At 50.0% G+C, this 21,941-nt stretch carries 19 protein-coding genes; 18 read left to right on the top strand and 1 reads right to left on the bottom strand.

The features are described 5' to 3' along the window. The first annotated feature begins 32 nt into the window (after positions 1–32). The 8 genes from AAHB90_RS02375 (at position 33) to cobA (ending at position 8,277) form a co-directional block, all read left to right on the top strand. A complete protein-coding gene (locus AAHB90_RS02375; RefSeq protein WP_342083299.1) occupies positions 33–1,220 on the top strand; it encodes a trans-sulfuration enzyme family protein in 1,188 nt (395 codons plus the stop codon). Between the two features lie 26 nt (positions 1,221–1,246). Further along, positions 1,247–1,474 carry a UPF0175 family protein gene (locus AAHB90_RS02370; RefSeq protein WP_342083298.1) on the top strand — a complete coding sequence of 76 codons (228 nt, stop codon included), beginning with the start codon at positions 1,247–1,249 and terminating at the stop codon, positions 1,472–1,474. A 192-nt stretch (positions 1,475–1,666) separates the two neighbouring features. After that, the gene (locus AAHB90_RS02365; RefSeq protein WP_342083297.1) at positions 1,667–1,930 is read left to right on the top strand and encodes a DUF3368 domain-containing protein; all 264 of its coding nucleotides are present in this window, start codon (positions 1,667–1,669) and stop codon (positions 1,928–1,930) included. Beyond that, entirely contained in the window at positions 1,927–2,628 is a 702-nt protein-coding gene (locus AAHB90_RS02360; RefSeq protein ID WP_342083296.1) for a phosphoadenylyl-sulfate reductase, read from the top strand. The genes AAHB90_RS02365 and AAHB90_RS02360 overlap by 4 nt, the downstream gene beginning before the upstream one ends. 108 nt (positions 2,629–2,736) lie before the next feature. Next, on the top strand, positions 2,737–3,690 hold the full coding sequence (gene cysD / locus AAHB90_RS02355; protein WP_342083295.1) for a sulfate adenylyltransferase subunit CysD: 954 nt from the start codon (positions 2,737–2,739) through the stop codon (positions 3,688–3,690). Positions 3,691–3,785: 95 nt separating this feature from the next. Beyond that, a complete protein-coding gene (locus AAHB90_RS02350) occupies positions 3,786–5,030 on the top strand; it encodes a sulfate adenylyltransferase subunit 1 (RefSeq protein WP_342083294.1) in 1,245 nt (414 codons plus the stop codon). 131 nt (positions 5,031–5,161) lie between these two features. Further along, positions 5,162–7,390 (top strand): nitrite/sulfite reductase, encoded by a 2,229-nt coding sequence (locus AAHB90_RS02345; protein ID WP_342083293.1) that lies wholly within the window; start codon positions 5,162–5,164, stop codon positions 7,388–7,390. Between the two features lie 113 nt (positions 7,391–7,503). Beyond that, a complete protein-coding gene (gene cobA / locus AAHB90_RS02340) occupies positions 7,504–8,277 on the top strand; it encodes a uroporphyrinogen-III C-methyltransferase (protein ID WP_342083292.1) in 774 nt (257 codons plus the stop codon). On the opposite strand, the gene AAHB90_RS02335 is transcribed toward cobA, so the two are convergent. After that, positions 8,274–8,615 (bottom strand): hypothetical protein, encoded by a 342-nt coding sequence (locus AAHB90_RS02335; RefSeq protein WP_342083291.1) that lies wholly within the window; start codon positions 8,613–8,615, stop codon positions 8,274–8,276. The genes cobA and AAHB90_RS02335 overlap by 4 nt on opposite strands. 103 nt (positions 8,616–8,718) lie before the next feature. Here AAHB90_RS02335 and AAHB90_RS02330 point away from each other — a divergent pair, with 103 nt between their 5' ends. The 10 genes from AAHB90_RS02330 to AAHB90_RS02285 all read left to right on the top strand — a co-directional run bounded on the left by AAHB90_RS02330 (position 8,719) and on the right by AAHB90_RS02285 (position 21,914). Next, positions 8,719–9,633, top strand: coding sequence for a lysophospholipid acyltransferase family protein (locus tag AAHB90_RS02330; protein WP_342083290.1), 915 nt, complete (start codon positions 8,719–8,721; stop codon positions 9,631–9,633). Next, entirely contained in the window at positions 9,626–10,612 is a 987-nt protein-coding gene (locus AAHB90_RS02325) for a glycosyltransferase family 9 protein (RefSeq protein ID WP_342083289.1), read from the top strand. The genes AAHB90_RS02330 and AAHB90_RS02325 overlap by 8 nt, the downstream gene beginning before the upstream one ends. A 42-nt stretch (positions 10,613–10,654) precedes the next feature. Further along, entirely contained in the window at positions 10,655–11,566 is a 912-nt protein-coding gene (locus tag AAHB90_RS02320; RefSeq protein WP_342083288.1) for a carbon-nitrogen hydrolase, read from the top strand. A 772-nt stretch (positions 11,567–12,338) separates the two neighbouring features. Then, the gene (locus AAHB90_RS02315) at positions 12,339–15,494 is read left to right on the top strand and encodes a SusC/RagA family TonB-linked outer membrane protein (RefSeq protein WP_342083287.1); all 3,156 of its coding nucleotides are present in this window, start codon (positions 12,339–12,341) and stop codon (positions 15,492–15,494) included. A 39-nt stretch (positions 15,495–15,533) separates the two neighbouring features. After that, positions 15,534–17,012, top strand: coding sequence for a SusD/RagB family nutrient-binding outer membrane lipoprotein (locus AAHB90_RS02310; protein WP_342083286.1), 1,479 nt, complete (start codon positions 15,534–15,536; stop codon positions 17,010–17,012). Between the two features lie 33 nt (positions 17,013–17,045). Continuing rightward, positions 17,046–17,528, top strand: a complete 483-nt coding sequence (locus tag AAHB90_RS02305; RefSeq protein ID WP_342083285.1) for a hypothetical protein — start codon at positions 17,046–17,048, stop codon at positions 17,526–17,528. A gap of 106 nt (positions 17,529–17,634) precedes the next feature. Then, the gene (locus AAHB90_RS02300) at positions 17,635–18,822 is read left to right on the top strand and encodes a pyridoxal phosphate-dependent aminotransferase (protein WP_342083284.1); all 1,188 of its coding nucleotides are present in this window, start codon (positions 17,635–17,637) and stop codon (positions 18,820–18,822) included. A 205-nt stretch (positions 18,823–19,027) separates the two neighbouring features. After that, a complete protein-coding gene (locus AAHB90_RS02295; protein WP_342083283.1) occupies positions 19,028–20,128 on the top strand; it encodes a hypothetical protein in 1,101 nt (366 codons plus the stop codon). 11 nt (positions 20,129–20,139) lie between these two features. Continuing rightward, entirely contained in the window at positions 20,140–20,727 is a 588-nt protein-coding gene (locus AAHB90_RS02290) for a Hint domain-containing protein (RefSeq protein ID WP_342083282.1), read from the top strand. Between the two features lie 125 nt (positions 20,728–20,852). Next, positions 20,853–21,914, top strand: a complete 1,062-nt coding sequence (locus AAHB90_RS02285) for an agmatine deiminase family protein (protein ID WP_342083281.1) — start codon at positions 20,853–20,855, stop codon at positions 21,912–21,914. Positions 21,915–21,941: the final 27 nt, after the last annotated feature.

Here is a 21,941-nt window from a genome sequence, read left to right as displayed (position 1 = left end):
AAAGCCTAAAGCATATAGCCTAGAGCTCTTTTATGAAAAAACAAACCAAAGCGATACGCACTCAGACCAGTAAAACCAAGTATCGCGAGCATTCGACTCCCCTTTTCCTGACCAGCAGCTTCACATTCGAGAGCGCGGAGCAGGGGAAAGCACTTTTTGAGGAAACCGAAGAGGGCAACATTTACAGCCGCTTCTCGAACCCGAGTGTTCAGGAGTTTGTGGATAAAGTTTGTATGCTGGAAGGTCTTGAGGACGGTGTGGCAACGGCAACCGGTATGGCGGCCGTGTTCGCGAGTATGGCTGCATTACTGAAAAGCGGCGACCACATCGTGGCTTGCCGGGCATTGTTCGGCTCTGCACATCAGATCATTACGCAGATACTGCCCAAATGGGGCATTACCCATACGTATCTGGACGCGGACGCGAGCGAAGCGGAATGGGAAGCTGCGGTACAGCCCAACACCCGCATGATTTACCTCGAAACCCCCTCCAACCCGGGGCTCGACCTGGTAGATCTCGCGATGATCGGTCGCATTACCAAGAAACACAATATCATTTTCAACGTAGACAACTGCTTTGCCTCGCCTGCATTGCAAACCCCGGCCGATTTCGGTGCCGACCTCGTGCTGCATTCCGCTACGAAGTTCATGGACGGACAAGGCCGCGTTTTGGGTGGTGTAGTTGTAGGTAAAAAAGAATATATCAAGGAGTTGCGCTTTTTCTGTCGCCAGACGGGGCCGTCGATGTCGCCATTCAACGCCTGGGTGCTGAGTAAAAGCCTTGAAACGCTGCACCTGAGGATGGAGAAGCATGCTTCCAATGCGCTGGCACTGGCCACGGCTCTGGAAAAGCACCCCGATGTAAAATCGGTGAAATACCCATTCCTGGAATCGCACCCGCAATACGCGCTCGCGAAGCAGCAAATGAGCGCCGGCGGATCGATCGTCACGATCGACCTCGAAGGTGGTTTCGAACGTGTAGCCGCATTTATGGATGCATTGGAGATCGCATCGCTGTCATCCAACCTGGGCGACACGCGCACGATCGTTACCAACCCGAATACGACCACCCACGCGAAATTGAAGCCTGAAGAGAAAGCAGCGCTGGGTATTACCGAAGGTTTGATCCGCATTTCGGTTGGTTTGGAGGACATTGAAGACCTTATCGGGGACTTCACCAACGCCGTGGAAGTGTCGGTGAAAAGTGATATATTGGAGTAGTATATTCAGTTCAAATCGATACCAATATGAAGGCATTGACCATTAACCTACCGGAGTCACTGGATTCGGAAGAATTTGAAATAAAAATGCTTCTGGCTGGTCAGCTTTATGAGCGTGGTAAGGTGAGTATTGGCCAGGCCGCGGGAATTGTTGGTATCAGTAAGAGGGCTTTTATCGAGATCATGGGGAGATTCGGCTTTTCTCTTTTCGGCGATTCGGTAGAAGATTTAAAAAATGACATTGCCAATGCGTGATGCGCTTGTTATCGCGGATTCGAGTTGTCTGATTTTGTTGTCCAAAATCGAAGAATTAGAAATCCTCAAAAACATTTACAAGCGAATTTTTATTACGAAAGAAATTGCAGGCGAGTATGGTACCGACCTACCGGACTGGATTGAAATCAAAGACGTCCAGAACAAAACCTGCAAGCGCTGTTTGAAGACACATTGGATCTCGGTGAAGCTTCGGCATTGACACTTGCGTTTGAAACGCAGGACTGTACAGTGATCCTCGACGATCTGAAAGCGCGGAAGACGGCGGCAAAAATGAATATTAAAGTAACTGGCACGATCGGAGTCATTGTGAAGGCCAGAAAAGAAAATAAAATACCATCGGCGAAGTCGGTATTTGAAAAGATACTGGCGACTGATTTCAGGATCAGCGACCGGATTTTAACAGAGGCTATTAAAGAAGCCGGAGAACAACCATGAACGAAACATTAGCATCTTTAAACGCTGCCATTGAAGGCAAAAGTGAAATTGAATCGCTGGCGATACTGGCGGATCTTTTTCCCGGTGAAGTCGTTTTTTCAACCAGTCTGGGTTATGAAGACCAGGTAATTTCCGACCTCATTTTAAAGAATAACATCAATATCGGCATCTTCACGCTCGATACGGGAAGGCTTTTCGCGGAGACTTACATGACTTTGCAAAAGACCAATAACCGCTACGACACCAAAATAAAGGTGTATTACCCGCAAACGGAGGCAGTAGAGAACATGGTCAGCACGAAAGGACCGCTAAGTTTCTACGAATCCATTGAAAACCGCAAGGAATGCTGCTTTATCCGTAAGGTAGAGCCGCTGAACCGTGCGTTGAAAGGTGCGAAAATCTGGGTGACCGGTATCCGGGCAGAACAGTCGGGGAACCGTCATGATATGCCGAGACTGGAATGGGACGAAGCGCACCAGCTTTTCAAGTTCCACCCGATCCTGAACTGGACTTTCGATCAGGTGAAGCAATATGTGAAATCAAACGGCATTCCCTACAACCCGTTGCACGACAAAGGTTTTGTAAGCATAGGTTGCGCACCCTGTACCCGCGCGATCCAGGAAGGCGAAGATTTCCGCGCCGGCCGCTGGTGGTGGGAGGACGAGTCGAAGAAGGAATGCGGGTTGCATGCGAAATAGCCGTAAGCTATATGCTTTAGGCGATAGGCTTTACGCTTACGGCGCATAGCTTAAAGCTTATAGCCTATCGCATAAAGCCCTTTAACATTTAAATCAATAACCAAAAATATGTCAATTTCAGTGAACGAGGCCTCCGACATCCAACGGGAGATTAGTGAACGCAGCGCTCCGGATTACCTGGATCAGCTGGAAGCAGAGGCCATTTACATTATGCGTGAAGTAGCCGGCCAGTTTGAGCGCCCTGCCCTGTTGTTTTCAGGAGGTAAGGATTCGATCACATTGGTTCATCTGGCGAGAAAAGCATTCGCCCCCGGCAAAATCCCTTTTCCGCTCGTGCACGTCGATACCGGCCACAACTTTATCGAGGCGATCGAGTACCGCGACCAGCTGGCCGAGCAGATCAATGCGAAACTGATCGTTCGCTATGTGGAGGATACCATCAAAGCGAAAGGCCTGAAAGAGCAGACCGGCAAGAATGCAAGCCGTAACTGGTTGCAGACTTTCACGCTATTGGATACCATCGAAGAATTTGAATTTGACGCATGCATAGGCGGCGCACGCCGCGACGAAGAGAAAGCCCGCGCGAAAGAGCGTATTTTTTCGTTCCGCGACGAGTTTGGTCAGTGGGACCCGAAACGCCAGCGCCCCGAGCTTTGGAACTTGTTCAACGGCCGCATTCAGAAAGGTGAAAACGTACGCGTATTCCCCATCTCGAACTGGACAGAACTGGATGTCTGGGCTTACCTGAAAAGAGAAAATATCGCATTGCCTTCGATCTATTTCGCACACGAACGCGAGTTGATTCTCCGCGACGGCAAACTGCTGAACAATACACCGGTCATCGAACCGGATCCGGAAGACCAGATCGTAACCCGCCAGGTACGTTTCCGTACCGTGGGCGACATGACCTGTACCGCAGCAGTAGAATCTGCCGCAGCTACCCTGGACGAAGTAATTGCCGAAATCGCGATTTCACGCATCAGCGAACGCGGCGAAACCCGCATCGACGACCAGCAGACGGAAGCAGCGATGGAAGATCGGAAGAAGGGCGGCTATTTTTAAGGAGTTCAAAGTTCAGGAGTTTATGAGTCCAAAGTATAAGTCTCATGAACTCTCAACTCATAAACTCTTAACTCATAGACTTTAAACTATTACCAGTGGATTTACTAAGATTTATAACAGCAGGCTCGGTTGACGATGGCAAAAGCACATTGATCGGACGCTTGCTTTACGATACAAAAAATATCCTGGCCGATCAGATGGAAGCCATCGAACGCGCCAGCAAAACCCGTAATGCCGGGGAAATTGACCTTGCATTGCTGACCGACGGCCTTCGTTCGGAGCGTGAGCAGGGCATCACCATCGACGTGGCTTACAAATATTTCCAGACGCCTAACCGCAAGTTTATCAGCATCGATGCGCCCGGACATATTCAGTACACGCGTAACATGGTGACCGGCGCTTCCAATGCGGATCTCGCCATTATTTTGGTGGATGCGCGTCATGGTGTTGTCGAACAAACCCGCCGCCATTCGCTGATCGCTTCCATGCTGGGTATTCCGCACGTGATCGTGGCGGTGAACAAAATGGATTTGGTAGGTAACTCGGAAGACGCTTTTCTTGAAATAGCGAAATCCTACACTGAACTCGCGGAAAAACTCTCCATTAAAGACCTGACGATCATTCCGGTGAGCGCATTGAACGGAGATAACATCGTAGATCGTTCGGAAAGCATGTCGTGGTATACCGGCGAAACACTGCTTTCGGTGCTCGAAAATGTGAATGTACTGAAAGATCAGAACCAGGAAGACGGCCGTTTCGCGGTACAATATGTGATCCGCCCTCAGACGGACGAGCTGCACGACTATCGCGGCTACGCAGGGCGCGTCCAGAGTGGTACCTTCAAAAAAGGGGACGCGATCAAGGTACTACCTTCTGAAAGAGAGTCTAAAATCGCTAAAATCGAATTTGGCGGAAACGAAATACCCGAGGCGTCTGTTCTTGAGTCTGTAACGATATTACTGGAAGACGATATCGATATCAGTCGCGGTGATACCATAGTCTCAGTTAACAATTCACCGATCGTGAGCCAGGATATCGAAGCGCTGGTGTGCTGGATGGATGACAAGAAGACATTGAAACCAGGTAACAAATATGTTCTGCAACACGGTACCGCACGTTCACGCTGCTCGATCCGTGGCATTGAATATCAGATAGACATCAACTCTTACGAAAAACTGGATGAGGTAGAGGCCCTGAAACTGAACGACGTAGCAAGAATCGTGCTCAGGACAGCCCAGCCCATCGCATACGACCCCTATCAGAAAAACCGCGCAAACGGCGCAGCGATCCTGATCGACGAAACGTCCAATGTGACGGTTGGGGCTTGTATGATCGAGTAGTGTCCTCGCATAGGGCTTCGACTCCGCTCAGCCTGACACAACGACCGTCACCCTGAGCGAAGTCGAAGGGCTAACACTACCGCACTATTGAATAAAAATATACTATCCCGATAGACGATTAGAATATCATCATGAGCGATTTAATCATTTCTGACAAAGTATCCGCCGTCGCGAAGCGCGATATCATTGACCTGCAACAAAAAATCGGTGCATTCAACTCCGGTGAAACCCCGGAAGAGGCGTTCCGTAAATTCCGTCTGACACGCGGTGTGTATGGTCAGCGCCAGCCCGGCGTGCAGATGATTCGTATCAAGCTGCCTTACGGCCGCATTACAGCCGATCAGCTGGTCCGTATAGCAGACACTTCCGACAAATATGCAACCGGTAACCTGCATGCGACGACACGTCAGGATATCCAGTTGCACTTTGTAAAACTTTCAGATTCGCCGCAATTGTGGGCCGACCTGGAAGATGCGGGCATTACGCTGAAAGAAGCTTGTGGTAACACGATCCGTAACGTAACGGCATCGTCTGTCGCGGGTATCGATCCGGATGAGCCGTTTGACGTGACGCCGATCACCCATTCGATTTTCTCTTATTTCCTCCGCAACCCGATCAATCAGGATATGGGCCGGAAGTTTAAAATTGCCGTTTCCTCTTCTGAAAAAGACAGCGCGCTGGCGTTTATCCACGACGTGGGCCTGATCGCAAAAATGGGCCAAAATGAAGCGGGTGAAACCGTTCGTGGCTTCAAAGTGCTGATCGGCGGTGGTCTTGGCGCTCAGCCATTCTCGGCGCAGACCGCATTCGAATTCCTGGAAGAGGATAAAGTGATTCCATTCATCGAAGCAATGCTTCGCGTGTTCGACCGCTATGGCGAGCGCGTACGTCGGCACAAGGCGCGTATGAAGTTCCTTTTGAACGACCTCGGCCTCGAAGCCATGATGGAGAAAGTGGAAGAAGAACGCAAAGCAGTTAAAAACAAGATTTTCCAGATTCCGGAAGACCTTTTCGGTACCAACGAATACGAGGCGATCAACCACGCACCACGCCCCTCTTTGTCCGAAGCGGATATACTGAAAATCGCAGCGGAAAGCATCGACGCCGACAAGCTCGATATTTTCACCAAATGGCTGCGTACCAATACATTTGAACAAAAACAAAAAGGTTGGTACGCTGTGCAACTGCGTGTGTTGCTAGGTGATATGAGCTCTGATACCGCACGTAGCCTCGCTGACGTGGTGCGCCAATATGCTGCCGACGACATCCGCGTAACGGTAAATCAGGGTTATATTCTTCGTTTTGTAAAAGGCGAAGACCTCGTAGTCATTTACCACGAACTCGCGAAACTTGGACTAGCCGCCCCAGGTTTTGATAGCACCATGGACATTACTACCTGCCCGGGAACCGATACGTGTAACCTGGCCATTTCCAGCAGCTACGGCATTACCCGCGTGCTGGAAGATGTAATGCGCGACGAGTTCCCTGAAATGATTTATAATCAGGACATTAAAATAAAGATCAGCGGCTGTATGAACGGTTGCGGCCAGCACAATGCGGCCAATATCGGTTTCCACGGCAGCTCGATCAAGAATGGGAAACTCGTATTGCCTGCATTGCAGGTATTGCTCGGCGGCGGTTTCTCCAGAGATGGTATCGGGCTAATAGGTGACAAAGTCATTAAAGTCCCTACCAAACGCGGGCCGGAAGTATTGCGCCTGCTGTTTAACGACTACGAAACAAATGCCCTGGAAGGCGAGTATTTTAACCAGTATTACCTGCGCCAGACCAAAAATTACTTCTTCCAGCTCCTGAAACCGCTGGCCGACCTTACAACTGTACAAGACGACGATTACCGCGACTGGGATCACGATGAATTGTTCAAAACTGAAATCGGAGTTGGCGAATGTGCCTCCGTACTGGTTGACCTCGTCGCTACGACCATCATTGAGGGCCAGGAAAAGTTGAACCTTGCGAAAGAATCTTTCGGATCGGGTGTCTGGGCGGATGCGATTTACCATGCTTACAATGTATTCATCACGGGAGCGAAAGGCTTGTTAATGTCAAAAGATGTGACTACCAACACGCAATACGGCATTGTGAACGATTTCGAAACGCATTTCGGGCAAGATTTCAAATACGACGTCCCAGCCGGGTTCGCAGTGGAAAACCAAGCTGAGACACCATTCAAAGCATTGGTTTTCAGCATTAATAAATTCGAACCAAGCGAAGCTTTCGCAAGCTATTTCATCAATACTGCCGAAAGCTTCCTGAATTTCGTACGCGAAACCCGCGAATCCCAATTGATAGAAACCGGAGAGCCTGCATTGCAAGAGCTTTCTTTCGGGAAGGATAGTTAAATGGCTGTCGGCTTTCGGCCATCGGCAGTCGGCTTTTTGCTTTGGCTAATGTTTTCAGTACCAATAGCATTCAAGCCGATTGCCGACGGCCGAAGTCCGAAGTCACTCACACCATGAAACTGACACTTATCGGTGCGGGTCCGGGCGACCCCGACCTGATCACCCTCAAAGGGATCAAGGCGTTGCAAAAGGCGCGGGTTGTCCTGTACGATTCGCTTGCACATCCCTCTTTACTGGATTACTGTCCCGAAGATTGCGTCAAAATCCTTGTCGGCAAACGCTTCGGCAAAACCAGCTGCGGCCAGGACGAGATTAATGACCTGATCGTTGAAAAGGCGCGTCAGTATGGCGAAGTAGTACGGCTGAAAGGCGGCGACTCGTTCATCTTCGGTCGCGGCTACGAGGAAATCCTTTTCGCAGCCGGGCATGGCATTGAATCGGAGGTCATTCCCGGTATTTCAAGCAGTTATGCAGCGCCTGCATTGGCAGGTATCCCACTGACTTCCCGCGGTTTGAGTGAGAGTTTCTGGGTGATCACCGGTACCACCAGGCAGCACGAGCTTTCCAAAGATGTGCGGCTGGCCGCACAGTCGACTGCGACAGTCGTCATTTTAATGGGTCTTCACAAATTGCAGGAAATCGTTTCCATTTATTCCGAACTGGGTAAATTCGACGAATCCATCTCTATTATCCAGAATGGCACGCTTGAAAACCAGAAGGTAGTTACGGGCAAGATCGGGAACATCATACCGCTGTCGCGTGTGAGCGAAATGGCTTCTCCGGCGATTATCGTCATCGGAAAAGTGGCGGCATTACCGGATCTTAGTTACGGAAAAGTGCGGGAAATGATGCAGCGTTCCCAATCGGTGACCGGCCTGGCGGATTAAAGCAGGCCTAGCAGCCAGTCGAGATTGATGCTGTTTTCGTGACCTCTGAATTCGACGAAATAGATAATTCCCGCCAAAATTACGTAACTGATAAACAGCCATTTCTTCTTCACCTCGTATTGGTCGCGATGGTGGAAATAGTCATACACCATCGAAGCGGTGAAACCGAAGATCATCAGTACAAAACAGAGCATACCGCAATCCTGCCGGTAATGCTTGTACAAATGCAGTGCAGGCGCGCCCAGGACAAGGTACATCAGCCACATGCCGAAACCGGCACGGTACAGATAAACGCTTAGTCTGCGATCATTCTTAATGTCAAATAATCCTTCCAGCATAGCATTAATTCTACTGTTTGAACCAGTGAATATAAGAAAAAAAATTGATCGGATGTGCTACCTTTGCCAACCGGTTATTGGTTTGCAAAAGAAGTAATCTCAAATGAAAGCGTTTTTTACCCACTTGTTCCTGAAAATCCTCAATGCGATTTCAAGGCTATCCTGGGTAAACCTTTACAGGCTCTCCGACATCTTCCGGTTCCTCATTTTCGATATCGGTCAATACAGGAAAAAAGTCGTACTGAGTAACCTCCGGAATAGCTTCCCTACCTACGACGAGCAGGCTATCCAGGCGATTGCAACCAAATTCTACCGCAATTTCACTGACATCATTTTCGAAACGATCAAACTCAAATCCATTTCCAGGGAGGATCTGTTAGACCGGATTGATCTCGATGTGTCTATCCTGGACCATTATTATGAGCAGAACCAAAATCTGGTCGTGGTTGCGGGACACCTGGGAAACTGGGAAATGCTGAATCTTTTTGGTTCGGCACGGCTGTCACACCAGATGGTTGTGGTGTATCATGAACTTCAAAATGATACATTCGAAGATTGGTTCAAAAATGTGCGGACGCGGTTTGGGACTGAAATGGTGACCATGAAGGAAGCTATTTCCAAAGCCATGCAACCGCGGGACAGGCCGTTCATATTCATCCTGATCAACGACCAGTCGCCCGTGCCGGAGAAGGCGTTCTGGACGAGATTCCTGAACCAGGACACCGGAGTGTTCCGTGGTGTAGAACTGATTGCACGACGACTCAATTCTCCCGTCCTGTATATGGCTATTTTAAAGAATGAGGCCAAAAGGGGATTTTATAAAGGCTATTTCAAACTGATCACGGAATCACCGAAGCAGGCACCCAACAACAGCATTTTGCAGGCGCAAATCGGCTTTCTCGAACAAGACATCATTCAACAACCCGAAAACTGGCTCTGGTCGCACAAGCGCTGGAAACATAAAAAGCCGGAAAACCTTCCGCAATCACAGTTACTTCAGGAGATTCAAAGTGAATAAACCGGTCAAATTCCTCGTCCTGCGCTTTTCCTCCATTGGCGACATCGTGCTCACGACGCCCGTCGTGCGCTGCCTGAAAAAGCAGATGCCGGAGGCCGAAATCCATTATTTTACCAAAGCCAAATTCGAATTCCTGCTCCGCGATAATCCTTACATTGATAAGGTATGGCTGCTCGATAAGGACACCGGCGGGATTTTATCTCAACTTAAAAAGGAGAAATTCGACTACATCATCGACCTCCACCGGAACATCCGCACACTCCGCATTAAGTGGACGCTCGGCGTACCGGCGTTCAGTTTCGAGAAGCTGAATGCCCAGAAATGGCTCATGACGCAATTCAAGATCAACTACCTGCCCGCTACGCATATTGTGGACAGGTGTCTGGATACCTTGAAGACATTTAACATCGGCAACGACGGCGAAGGACTCGACTATTTCATTCCATACAAAGACCAGGTAGAGCTCGAATGGCTGCCGGAAACACACCGGGGCAGCTACGTAGCCTACGCAATCGGCGGGCAGCATTTTACAAAGAAGATGCCTGTCCCGAGAATGATCGAGCTGTGCCGCAAGATCAATCACCCGGTGATTTTGCTCGGTGGACCGGAGGATTTCGAGGCTGGCGAGGCGATCCGCATGGCGCTGGGCGACGCATTGATTTTGAATGCCTGTGGCAAATATAACTTCAATCAGTCCGCTTCATTGGTACAGAAGGCATTGATCGTCTTTTCGCACGACACCGGACTGATGCACGTCGCGGCAGCATTCCGCAAGAAAGTGTACTCGATCTGGGGAAATACCATTCCGGAGTTCGGGATGTATCCCTACCGCACGGCATTTGAAAAACTGGAAGTCAAAGGCCTCGATTGCCGCCCATGCTCCAAGATCGGCTACAAGGGATGCCCCAAAAAGCATTTCAAATGCATGAACGATATTTCGTTCGATTTCCCGATCCCAGAACTACCGAAGGCAAATTAGTGTTGCATTTTCGATCACCGTTCATCCACACAAACATCCAAAATGGCAAAAAAAGTAAACATTGGTCTGGTGCAAATGAGCTGCACTTCGGACGTTGATGCTAACTTTCAGAAGGCTACCGAAAAAATCCGCGAAGCTGCGCAAAAGGGCGCGAATATCATCTGCCTGCAAGAACTGTTCAAATCGCTCTATTTCTGCGATGTTGAAGATCATAGTAATTTCAGCCTCGCCGAGGCAATCCCCGGCCCGTCTACCGAGTCGCTGGGGGCGTTGGCGAAGGAACTTGGCGTGGTAATCATCGCCTCGCTGTTTGAAAAACGTGCGCACGGACTGTACCATAACACAACCGCTGTGCTCGATGCAGACGGTGCTTACCTGGGCAAATACCGCAAAATGCACATCCCGGACGACCCTGGTTACTACGAAAAGTTCTATTTCACTCCGGGCGACGCTTCGTCCGGCGACGCGCCGGTTACCGGACACGACACCGACGGCTACCGGATTTTCAATACAAAATTTGCCAAAATAGGCGTTCTGATCTGCTGGGACCAGTGGTACCCGGAAGCGGCCCGCATTACGAGCCTCATGGGCGCGGAAATTCTCTTCTACCCTACGGCCATCGGCTGGGATGTAAACGAGAAGGATCCGATTATCAACGAAGAGCAATATGGCGCTTGGCAAACCGTACAGCGCGGACATGCCGTTGCGAATGGCGTGTATGTGGTATCTGTCAACCGGGTGGGCCGCGAAGCCGACCAGCAGTTCTGGGGAGGTTCGTTCGTTGCCAATCCGCAGGGAAGGCTGCTTTACCTCGCGCCCCACGAAGGCGAAGTGACACACGTTGAAACGTTGGATCTCGAAAAACTGGACTTTTACCGCACTACCTGGCCGTTCCTCCGCGACCGCCGTGTAGATTCTTACCGCCCGATTTTGAAGCGGTTCATCGATCAGTAGTACGATAGAAATATAATTATTTCAATACTCCTCAAAAGAGCGCTCCGGCAACCGGGCGCTCTTTTTTATTGATTCATACGTTTGCGTATCCATGCATGGGAGAAGTGGGCTGGTCACCGAATGTTACAATTTTATAAGAATCACAATTCGATAAACACCTATATTTAAGACAATTAGAGAGGCAAAATGAAGGCATTAATCTACAAATTCAGTAGGAAACGATAAAAATCGGATTAGTAAAACTATTTATCGAATTATTACAATAATAGTCTGTATTGATTTTAAATGACCAATTTTTATTGCAAAAAACTTCAATTTTTAAATCTAATCTCTTGCATTATTTGACATTGTCAGTATATTTGAAAAGTCATTAAACGAATGACAGAACTTCTAAACCGAGGATATATTCCAGCCGCACATGAATATATCTTACCGTGTTGAGAGGGGCTTACTGAAAACGAGGCAGGCCAAATCGTGGCCACCTGGTAGCTTACGCTCCAACACAATATAATTTTTTTAATACATGTTTCTTAACACCGTGGACAAACACCGCTTGTCGACGTCTGGCTTTTCTATGGGCCTTACCGAAACTGTTCGAACTGTTTGTCCTCGATTAAAGAGGGTATTGCTTTCCGGAAAAGCAGTGTTGCAAGCTTATGGCTGTGTTGTTCTGTCCACGCGAAAGTGTGTGCGGCGCACGGAAGTGTGGACGCCACACAGCCATAACTTTTTCTCCTCCTACTACCACCTAACAATTTAACTCTGATTCCCCATGCGTAAAGTTCTACTCTTATTTATATGGGCTTGTCTGTGTTCTCCGGTCGTTTTCGCACAAGTGCGGCAACTGTCCGGTAAGGTAACAGCAGCCGAAGATGGTCTCGGACTTGCAGGCGCGTCAATCATTTATAAAGGCACCAATGTAGGTACAAATGCTGATGCTGACGGCAATTTCAGCTTTTCGGTTCCGGGTGACGGCGTGCTCGTCATCTCATACGTGGGCTTCCTGATCAAAGAAATGCCGATCGGGAACCAAACTAAATTCGACATCAAACTGGACGCCGACACGCGACAGCTTGCCGAGGTGGTTGTAACCGCATTCGGTATCGAGCGCGAAAAGAAGGCATTAGGATATACAGTACAGGAAGTAAAAGGAAGCGCATTGACCGAATCGCGTTCAACGAACGTCGCCAATGCACTTTCGGGTAAAATAGCCGGGGTACGCGTTCAATCCAATGGCGGCCCGGGCAGTGGTTCTACCATTCAGATCCGCGGGGCGTCGTCCGTATCGGGCAACAACCAGCCGCTGATCGTTATCGACGGTGTACCTATGGAACAGACAGCGAGCAAAACGTGGGGCGGCGGTATTTCGGAGATCAACCCCGACAATATCAAGGAAATGTCCGTCCTCAAAGGACCGAACGCGGCTGCATTGTACGGCTCGCGCGCTGCCAACGGCGTTATTTTGATTACTACTAAAAACGGCCAGGGCACGAAAGGACTCGGTGTGGACATCAACTCCAACATCACTTTCGAACGTCCGTGGATTAAACCGAACTTTCAGAACACTTATGGTGGCGGTAATGGCTATCGCACCTGGTATACCGACGGATGGAGCGGCAACATCACCGATCCGGCAGAAATTGCGCAATACCGCGCCGTTTACGACGCAAGATATCCTCTCGCAGGATCAGAGGGGACCGATGAAAGCTGGGGAGCTCCGATGGACGGGCGTCTGGTGAGACAGTGGTGGACTGGTGACGATGTTGCACCACTGACTCCCCAGCCCAACAACTGGGAAGAGTACTGGAATACCGGTCGCACGACCACCAACAGCATCGCATTGAATGGCGGTAACGACAAAGGCTATTTCCGCCTCGGGCTGAGCCGTGTGGACCAGACGGGCATTATGTACTACAATGATTTCCACCGGAACAACTTCCGTATCAACTCGGGCTATAACTTGACTAAAAACCTGAGCGTTACATTGTCGGGCGAGTACATTAAATCGGGTTCGGACAATAAGAGCTACGGCAGCGGACAGGAGTTCATCTGGTCGCACCGCCATGTTTCCTGGGAGCAGTTGCGTGATTATGAGAGCTATATGGATGTGCACAACCAGCGCGGCAACGACACCGACCCGCCTAACTGGCAACATACGTTCTTTACTAACCCCTATTTCTCACAAAAGAGGCTCCCACAAAGTAACGAGAAGGACAGGTTGCTGGGTAACATCGCATTGAACTACAAGATATTGCCTTCGCTAAGCCTGATGATCCGCAGCGGGACCGATTACTGGTCGGATACGCGGATTAACGTATCCAACTTCCTGCGTGTCCGCAACGGCGTGCGCACGCCCGGACGCTACTCGGAAGAAGTCCTCCGCAGCCAGGAAACGAACTCGGATTTCATGCTGACCTACAATAAGAATATCAATGCGGATTTCGGATTGAATGTGCAGGTCGGCGGCATCAAGCGCACCAACTACTACAAAAGAAACTATTTCTATGTAGGTGAAATGGTAGTGGATGGCCTCTATAATGCCGGAAACTCAGTACCAAGCCAGAATACGATCGAGTCGGAGATCAGAAAATCGGAAACGCAAAGCTTGTTCGGAACGGCTAACCTTTCGTGGAAAGACGCATTGTTCCTCGACCTGACAGCCCGTAACGACTGGTCGAGCACGCTGCCTGCGAATGCGCGCTCCTACTTCTACCCTTCGGCATCTTTGAGCGCAGTCCTGACAGAGTTGTTTGATGTCAAAAGCAATGTGTTCACATTCGGTAAAGTTCGCGCGAGCTATGCGCAAGTAGGTAACGACGCTACACCTTACCAATTGGCACAAACATTTCTCGCAAAAGGCTCGTGGAACGGCTCTGTGCCGAAGTTCTCTGAAAACATCGAGATCGCTAACAGCGGCCTGAAACCTGAAATCACAACCGGCCTTGAGCTCGGTGCCGACCTGCGTTTCTTGAAAGGCAAAATCGGTTTGGATGTAACCTATTACAGCCAGACTACCAAAGACCAGATCCTCGGCGTGGAAATTTCCAAAGCGAGCGGCTATAATACCCGCATCCTGAATGCCGGTAAGATCACCAACAAAGGGGTCGAAATAGCGATCAGCGGAACTCCTGTGAAACTGCCGGGCGGTTTCAGCTGGGATGTGTCGCTCAACTGGGCCCGTAACCGCAACAAAGTAGTTGAACTCGCGGAAGGTCTCACAACCTACACGCTTGCGACCCAACGCGGTATGTCATCGGAAGCACGCGTGGGGCAGCCATACGGCACATTCTACGGCGTCGGTTTTCAAAAACATAACGGACAGGTAATTTATGGGGCCAATGGTCTGCCATTGACAGCCGCCGGACAAAAACTGGGTAACATCCAACCCGACTGGATCGGAGGTATGCTCAATACCCTGAACTATAAAGGCTGGTCGCTGAGCGCATTGGTGGACGTTCGTATGGGCGGCGACATTTACGACGAAGGTACCGGAACCGCCCGCTGGACAGGCCAATATGCTGAAACTGCATTGGGTCGCGAAGAAGGTGTAATTGGCCAGGGTGTACGTGAAGTTACGGCTGCGGATGGTTCGAAATCCTTTGTTCCAAACGACATTATCGTGACTGCCAACCAGCTCTATGGCTATTCCAACCCGCGTAACTACCACGAGTCGGCGATTTTCGATGCCAGCTATGTGAAACTGCGCGAACTGTCGCTCGGCTATACTTTCAGCCCTTCATTATTGAAAAGGGTAAAAATCCAGTCGGCCAAGATTTCGCTCGTGGGCCGGAACGTCTGGATGATCTTCAAAAACACCCCGCATATTGATCCGGAGATCGATGCGAAAGGTGGAAACCAGCAAGGATTCGGTTATGGCGAGCTTCCTAGCTCCCGCAGCATCGGCGCTAACCTGTCGCTGTCATTCTGATCCTGTCAAAATTATTTGAAGACCTAAAAGCATTTTGAGATGAAAAGCATATTGACCCATAAAAACATCTGGATGACAGCCCTGGCAGGTGCATTGAGCATCACCAGCTGCACTAAGGATTTCGACAGCATGAACGTGAACCCGAACAGCCCAACGGCAATCGGCCCACAATACCTGCTGCCGACCGGCATCGAATCTTCCATTGACCGCTACTGGGGCCACCGCGACCGCTTCGAGCGCATTAATATCGACGCCGCCGAACTCTACGTGCAACATCTTACCCGCAACATTTACAGCAACGAAGGCGACGATTACACCGTCTCCCCCGCGCTTCTGTCCAATAACTGGAAAGGTTTTTTCAACGATGGCCTGCTCAACTTTCAGCGGATCATTAACCAAACCAACGCAGAATCTGCTTCACCTAACGCTAATTATGAGGGAGTTGCGCTCGTGATGCGCACCTGGGTATTCTCCCTGCTCACAGACATGTATGGATCTATTCCGTACACCGACGCCATCCAGGGCACAGCCAGCGAGCCGCTTTACACGCCGAAGTACGATTCGATGGAAACCATTTATGCCGGCTTGCTGAAAGATTTGAAAACCGCGAACGAAAAGCTATCGGTAAGCGGCCCCGCTATTTCGGGTGACATTTTGTATGCGGGCGACATTTTGAAATGGAAAAAATTCGCCAACTCGCTTCGCCTGCGCCTCGCTAACCGCCAGGCTGCTAAGAAACCGGCTGAATCGAAAGCGATATTTACCGAAATTCTTGGTGACGCAGCGAAATTCCCGATTTTCACCAGCAATGCCGATAATGCTTCGCTGAAATGCACCACCGTGCTGCCCAGCAACAACGAATGGAACCAGATCCTGATCCAGGGCGGCCGTACCGACTGGAATATAAGCAAAACGCTGGCCGACAAAATGAATGCATTGGGCGACACCCGCATTACCATTTATGCCAACCCGAACAAGGACGGGTTGTACCAGGGCCACGCCAATGGCCTCCCCGACGCGATCGCAACAGGTTACCTTTCTACCAGCTCCACCATCGGCAAAGCATTCACCGATGCGGCTGCCCCGGAAGTGATCATGACCTACGCGGACCTGAATTTCATCCTCGCGGAAGCAGCCATCGACGGCGACATCACCGGCGATGCCAAAAAGTATTTTGAAGAAGGAATCACGGCTTCATTTGCACAATATGGCCTCACACCACCAGCTGGCTACATGGCGAAAGCAGGTCCGGTGAGCAAGGAAAAGGTACTTGAACAGAAATGGATCTCGCTCTTTGGACAAGGCGTGGAAGCATGGATCGAATGGAGGAGAACGGGTTTCCCGGTATTCCCAGCGCCCGACCCCCGCGCGGTGCTGAACAATGGCGGCGTCCTCCCTACCCGGTTCAACTATCCTGCTTCCGAGTATTCGCTGAACGCTACCTCGGTGGGCGACGGTGTCAAACTCAACGGAGGTGCCGACGACATGAAGACCAAACTGTGGTGGGCCGAGAAATAATGGTTTATTCCTAATTCAAAGACTTTGAAGATTATGAAAAATATCAAATCGCTTTTCCCTTCCGCCTGTCTGCTGCTCGCATTGTCACTCGGGTTTGTTTCCTGCAAGGAGGAAGATCCGTTCCTTGACCGCGACGTGGCTCCGGTGCTGGTAGATATCGTCGGCGCACCATTCGGGGCACCCCTTGCCAGCGAGCCAACCGTTGCCTACGCCGCTACCGCCGAAAAACTGACGCTTTCGGCAAGGTTACTGGAACTGGACAAGACCAATATTTTAGATCATACCAAGGGCATCGACTCCATCCCTGTCCCCAATTTGGCCATCAAAGTTACCCTGCGCACAGGCGCCGTTCTCGGCGAGGTTACTTCCGATGCACAGGGAGTAGTCAAACTCGACAAAACCTGGGCGGACCTGGGCGTTACAGCACCAAAAGCTGGCAGCATTATTAAAATATCCTGGTCGGGCAGCCACAAGGGGATTGCATTTACCCGATTCTCGCAAATACAGGCTAACTAACTGAAAAACAAGAAACATAAACGCCCAAATTGACTTGTTTATTTGTAAATTGAATTAAGATTTTTACTCCTGAATATTAATCGTCACGTACTTAAACATTTGACCAATGAATCAAAAAATCGACCGTCGGAACCTGTTAAAATCCGGTTTAATGGCACTAGGCGGCATCGCCGTCGCCCCACACCTTACTGCTGGCGCATTCGAAAACACCCCGTTATCACTGGATCCCGAAAGCCGTATTTACCGCAGCCCAATGGTAAGAGAGCATTTCTTGCCGGCTGATTTCAAAGCGCCAAAAATCGTTGCCAAACTAAGTGCCAACGAAAACCCATACGGACCACCGATGTCCGCACAGAAAGCGGTTGCAGAATCCGTGAAAAACGGTAATCGTTATGCATGGAAAGAAATGTATGACCTGATCGACAAGATCGCCAAAAAAGAAGGCGTAACTGCCGACCATATCATGATGGGCCCAGGCTCTTCCGACCTGCTTGAGAAAGTGGCATTGGTAACCTTCATGAAAGGCGGAAACATTGTGTCAGCCGACCCTTGCTATATGTCGCTCGTGAGCGTGGCAAAATCGGTGGGCGCAACCTGGAAACCAGTTCCATGTACGGCAGACTGGTCGCACGACCTGAAAGCGATGGAAGCGGCCATTGACAAGGATACCAAACTCGTTTATATCTGTAACCCCAACAACCCGACCGGTGCTATCACCAAGGGCCAGGACCTGCTCGACTTCTGCTCGCGCGTTTCCGAAAAAGTACCGGTATTTGTGGACGAGGCTTACATCGAGCTTGCAGTAGGCGCCGATACCCAAAGCATGGTTTCGCTTCTGGCACAGAAGAAAAACGTGATCATCGCACGTACTTTCTCCAAAATCATGGGAATGGCCGGTATCCGCGTAGGTTACATCGCCGCTCAGCCTGAGTTCCTCGAAGGGATCAACAAGATCACCCGGGGCGGAATGGGCATTTCCTATACGTCCATCTTCGCGGCATCCGCCAGCCTCGACGACAAGGATTTCCAGGGCAATACCCGCAAGCTGAACCACGAGGCAAAAACTTACCTCTACGAAAATCTCGACAAGATGGGTTACAAATACATCCCGTCATACACCAACTTCGTGCTCTTCCCGATCAGCATTCCCGGCAAGGAGCTGCTCGGTAAAATGACCGCCAAAGGCATCGCCGTCCGCTCGTTCGATGTCCTGAACAAACCGTGGTGCCGCGTTAGTATCGGTACCATGGACGAGATGAAGGCGTTTGTGGGCGCGTTGAGCGCTTTGAGCTAAGCCTTTGAATGCATAACGTTCATGTCATCCTGAGCGAAGTCGAAGGATAGTGGCGTCATCGCCTCGCACTTCGACTTCGCTCAGTGTGACAAACATCATACTCGATTTTCACTCCCGTTACCATTACCTCGTTACAACACCACCGCGAAAGCAACACTCCTCTTTAATCCTTGAAACTCCTATTACCCATTAAATATTCCGGACTATGAGTGACGCCTTACAAAAAACCATCACGCTATTATTATTAATTGCCTTGGGACTGTTGCTCAAAAGCAAGTTCAAAAACAAGGACCAGACTAACGGCATCAAGGAGATCATCCTCTCCGTGGCGCTGCCCTCAACGATATTTATCTCATTAATGAAAATCGACATCGACTCGTCGATGTTCGTGATCCCGCTCGTCACGCTTGTTTTCAACTTTTTGATGTTCTTTTCGGCGCCGCTCGCATTCGCATTGTTTGGTATTGAAAAAAACAGTCCTACCGGCCGCACCCTGATGATGCTTATCCCTTCATTGGCCCCGGGCTTGTCCTGTTTCCCGTTCATCGCCGAGTTTTTGGGAGAGAAAAGTCTGGCTATCGCGGCATTAGCCGATGTGGGCAACAAGTTTTTCGTACTCATTTCGCTGTACATTCTGGCAATGAATATGTTTCTCAAAAACAGCGACGATAAGGAGACCAAAATGGGCGGCAAGCTGAAAAGCCTCTTTGCAAGCATGTTCCAGGAACCTATTAACCTGCTCATTTTCATCGCTATCATCTTGCTTAGCCTGGGAATCAATTATAGCACGCTGCCGCCGGTCATTGTGGATATTTTTGACAAAACCAGCGCGATGATGACGCCGCTTGTCCTGCTCTTTATCGGTTTGGCCGTGCAACTAAAAGAGGGCAAGAAGCGTATCGTTGCAAGTATACTGTTCTTTCGCGCCGGCATCACGATGCTCATCAGCGCGGGGATGATCTATGTCCTGAACATCAGCGATCAGAATATGGTACTGCTGTCGATTGTGATCCCCCTAAGTGCTGCTAGTTTCTGGCCCCTCGCGCATATTTCTGCATTCAACCTGCGGGAAGAAGCCAAGGCGATGCCCAAGGAGAAAAGAACATTTGATCTGGAACTGGCCGTGTTGTTACTTGCATTCTCATTACCATTCTCAACGATATTAATTTTAGCAATTTTGTCTTCGGGTTCGTTCTTCGCGCATACCTCAACGCTCATTACCGCCGGCCTGGTGCTGATTTCCCTCGGCGCGGTACCCAATGTGCTCAGCAAGGTATTCGTGAAAATGTCCAAGGCATCGTCATAATCCAACACCACATGAAGGTTCTGACCACCAGTATTTTTTCACTCCTGTCGCTTACCGTTTTTGCCCAAACCGAAGTTACGGCCATCAGCAGTATCCAGTCGCAGGCGACGATCCGGATGGCGAAAAGCACCAAACGGTGCAAGTATTTCTCGGCCAATGCGCCGGTGACAATGGCCGACGGCAGCCTCAAATCCATCGCGGACGTACGCGTAGGCGAGCATGTGAAGACTTGCAAAGACGGCAAAACGACGACCACTCAGGTAAAGCAGATCGATGTCTTCAATCAGCCTACCTCGCCCTTAACTGCGGTCTATTTGCGGCCCGCGGAAGATAATGCTACTTCCGGATCACCGATCGTCCCTGCATTGCTGCTCGAAGCCACGCCAAACCACTTTGTGCAGACAAATCATGGAAGAAAACGGATGAAAAAGCTCTCGAAGAAGGATATTCTTTATCATTATGAACCTTCTACCGGCATTGTATCATCGTGGAAAGTGGGCGCGGTGCAGGAAAATGCGAGACGCGTGAGCAAGGCTTACAATCTTGAAACAGTGGACGGTACTTATTTGGTCGACAATGTGATGGTCGCCAACAACTGACTTTCTTATTTACTCAGCAATCCGGTAAAGCCTCGTTCGCGGGGCTTTATTTTTTTGGTCAGCTTCAAAACCTTTTACGACCTTTGCACTTCATTTTTGAGCAAAACGAATAGTTTAAATATCCAGTGGCAGCAAATACCGCTTCATCGACACCCCGCGAATTGGGTTTTACCTTCCCCGCCGAATGGGCTCCCCACCGCGCTACCTGGCTCACTTTCCCGCATAACGACGCCTCATGGCAAGGCGAAAAGCTCGCCGGAATGCGGCCGCAATACCTGGCGTTCATCAAGGCGATCAGTCAGGGAGAAAATGTCGGGATCATAGCCAATGACGAAGCATTGAAGCAATTTATCATCAGCGAACTCGTGAAAACGGGTGTTGATCTTGCTAAAATCGAATTTATAGTAAAACCTACCAACGACGCCTGGTGCCGCGATCACGGTCCTTCATTTGTCATAAATCCGAAAACCGGTGAAAAAATGATCGTCGACTGGGGCCACAATGCCTGGGGCGGCAAATACCCGCCTTACGACGACGATAACCGGACGCCCGGCGCGGTAGCCGAATATCTGAAGCTCCCGGTTGTCCATCCGGGAATCATTATGGAAGGTGGCTCGGTGGAGTTTAATGGAGCGGGCAGTCTTCTGACGAGTAAATCATGCTTGCTAAACCCGAACCGTAACCCCCATTTAAACCAGGGCCAGATCGAGCAGATATTGTGTGACTATTACGGCATCGAGCAGGTTTTGTGGGTGGAAGACGGCATTGTTGGCGATGATACGGACGGTCATATCGACGATACAACGCGTTTTGTGAATGAGGATACGATCGTTGCCTGCGTCGAGACTGACCGTAACGATGCGAACTTCGACATTTTGAATACCAACCTGCAAATGTTGAAAGAAATGCGGCTGCTGAATGGCAAGCAGCCGAATATCATCGAGCTACCCATGCCGAAAGCGGTCATTATCGACGGTTTCCGTACGCCGGGCTCCTACGCCAACTTTCTGATCTGTAATGCGGGCGTCATCGTACCGGTATTCAACAACCCGCATGACCAGGTTGCCATCGATATTTTGGAAAAGGCATTTAGCGGAAGAAAAATCATTCCGCTGGAAGCCACGGAGATCATCTGGGGACAGGGCAGCTTCCATTGCCTGAGCCAGCAGGAGCCTGCCATTGGCTAAAATAATGCGATTGGCTAAAAAATGGAG

Origin of the sequence: Dyadobacter sp. OTU695 (assembly GCF_038440355.1) — a bacterium.
GTDB lineage: Bacteria > Bacteroidota > Bacteroidia > Cytophagales > Spirosomataceae > Dyadobacter.
The sequence above is the reverse complement of the archived record's forward strand: the minus strand, read 5'-3'. Positions and strand labels throughout refer to the sequence as shown.

Coding starts and splice junctions, on each gene's coding strand:
- AAHB90_RS02375 (WP_342083299.1), top strand. CDS start 33: ATGAAAAAACAAACCAAAGCGATACGCACTCAGACCAGTAAAACCAAG.
- AAHB90_RS02370 (WP_342083298.1), top strand. CDS start 1,247: ATGAAGGCATTGACCATTAACCTACCGGAGTCACTGGATTCGGAAGAA.
- AAHB90_RS02360 (WP_342083296.1), top strand. CDS start 1,927: ATGAACGAAACATTAGCATCTTTAAACGCTGCCATTGAAGGCAAAAGT.
- cysD (WP_342083295.1), top strand. CDS start 2,737: ATGTCAATTTCAGTGAACGAGGCCTCCGACATCCAACGGGAGATTAGT.
- AAHB90_RS02345 (WP_342083293.1), top strand. CDS start 5,162: ATGAGCGATTTAATCATTTCTGACAAAGTATCCGCCGTCGCGAAGCGC.
- cobA (WP_342083292.1), top strand. CDS start 7,504: ATGAAACTGACACTTATCGGTGCGGGTCCGGGCGACCCCGACCTGATC.
- AAHB90_RS02335 (WP_342083291.1), bottom strand. CDS start 8,615: ATGCTGGAAGGATTATTTGACATTAAGAATGATCGCAGACTAAGCGTT.
- AAHB90_RS02330 (WP_342083290.1), top strand. CDS start 8,719: ATGAAAGCGTTTTTTACCCACTTGTTCCTGAAAATCCTCAATGCGATT.
- AAHB90_RS02320 (WP_342083288.1), top strand. CDS start 10,655: ATGGCAAAAAAAGTAAACATTGGTCTGGTGCAAATGAGCTGCACTTCG.
- AAHB90_RS02315 (WP_342083287.1), top strand. CDS start 12,339: ATGCGTAAAGTTCTACTCTTATTTATATGGGCTTGTCTGTGTTCTCCG.
- AAHB90_RS02310 (WP_342083286.1), top strand. CDS start 15,534: ATGAAAAGCATATTGACCCATAAAAACATCTGGATGACAGCCCTGGCA.
- AAHB90_RS02305 (WP_342083285.1), top strand. CDS start 17,046: ATGAAAAATATCAAATCGCTTTTCCCTTCCGCCTGTCTGCTGCTCGCA.
- AAHB90_RS02300 (WP_342083284.1), top strand. CDS start 17,635: ATGAATCAAAAAATCGACCGTCGGAACCTGTTAAAATCCGGTTTAATG.
- AAHB90_RS02295 (WP_342083283.1), top strand. CDS start 19,028: ATGAGTGACGCCTTACAAAAAACCATCACGCTATTATTATTAATTGCC.
- AAHB90_RS02290 (WP_342083282.1), top strand. CDS start 20,140: ATGAAGGTTCTGACCACCAGTATTTTTTCACTCCTGTCGCTTACCGTT.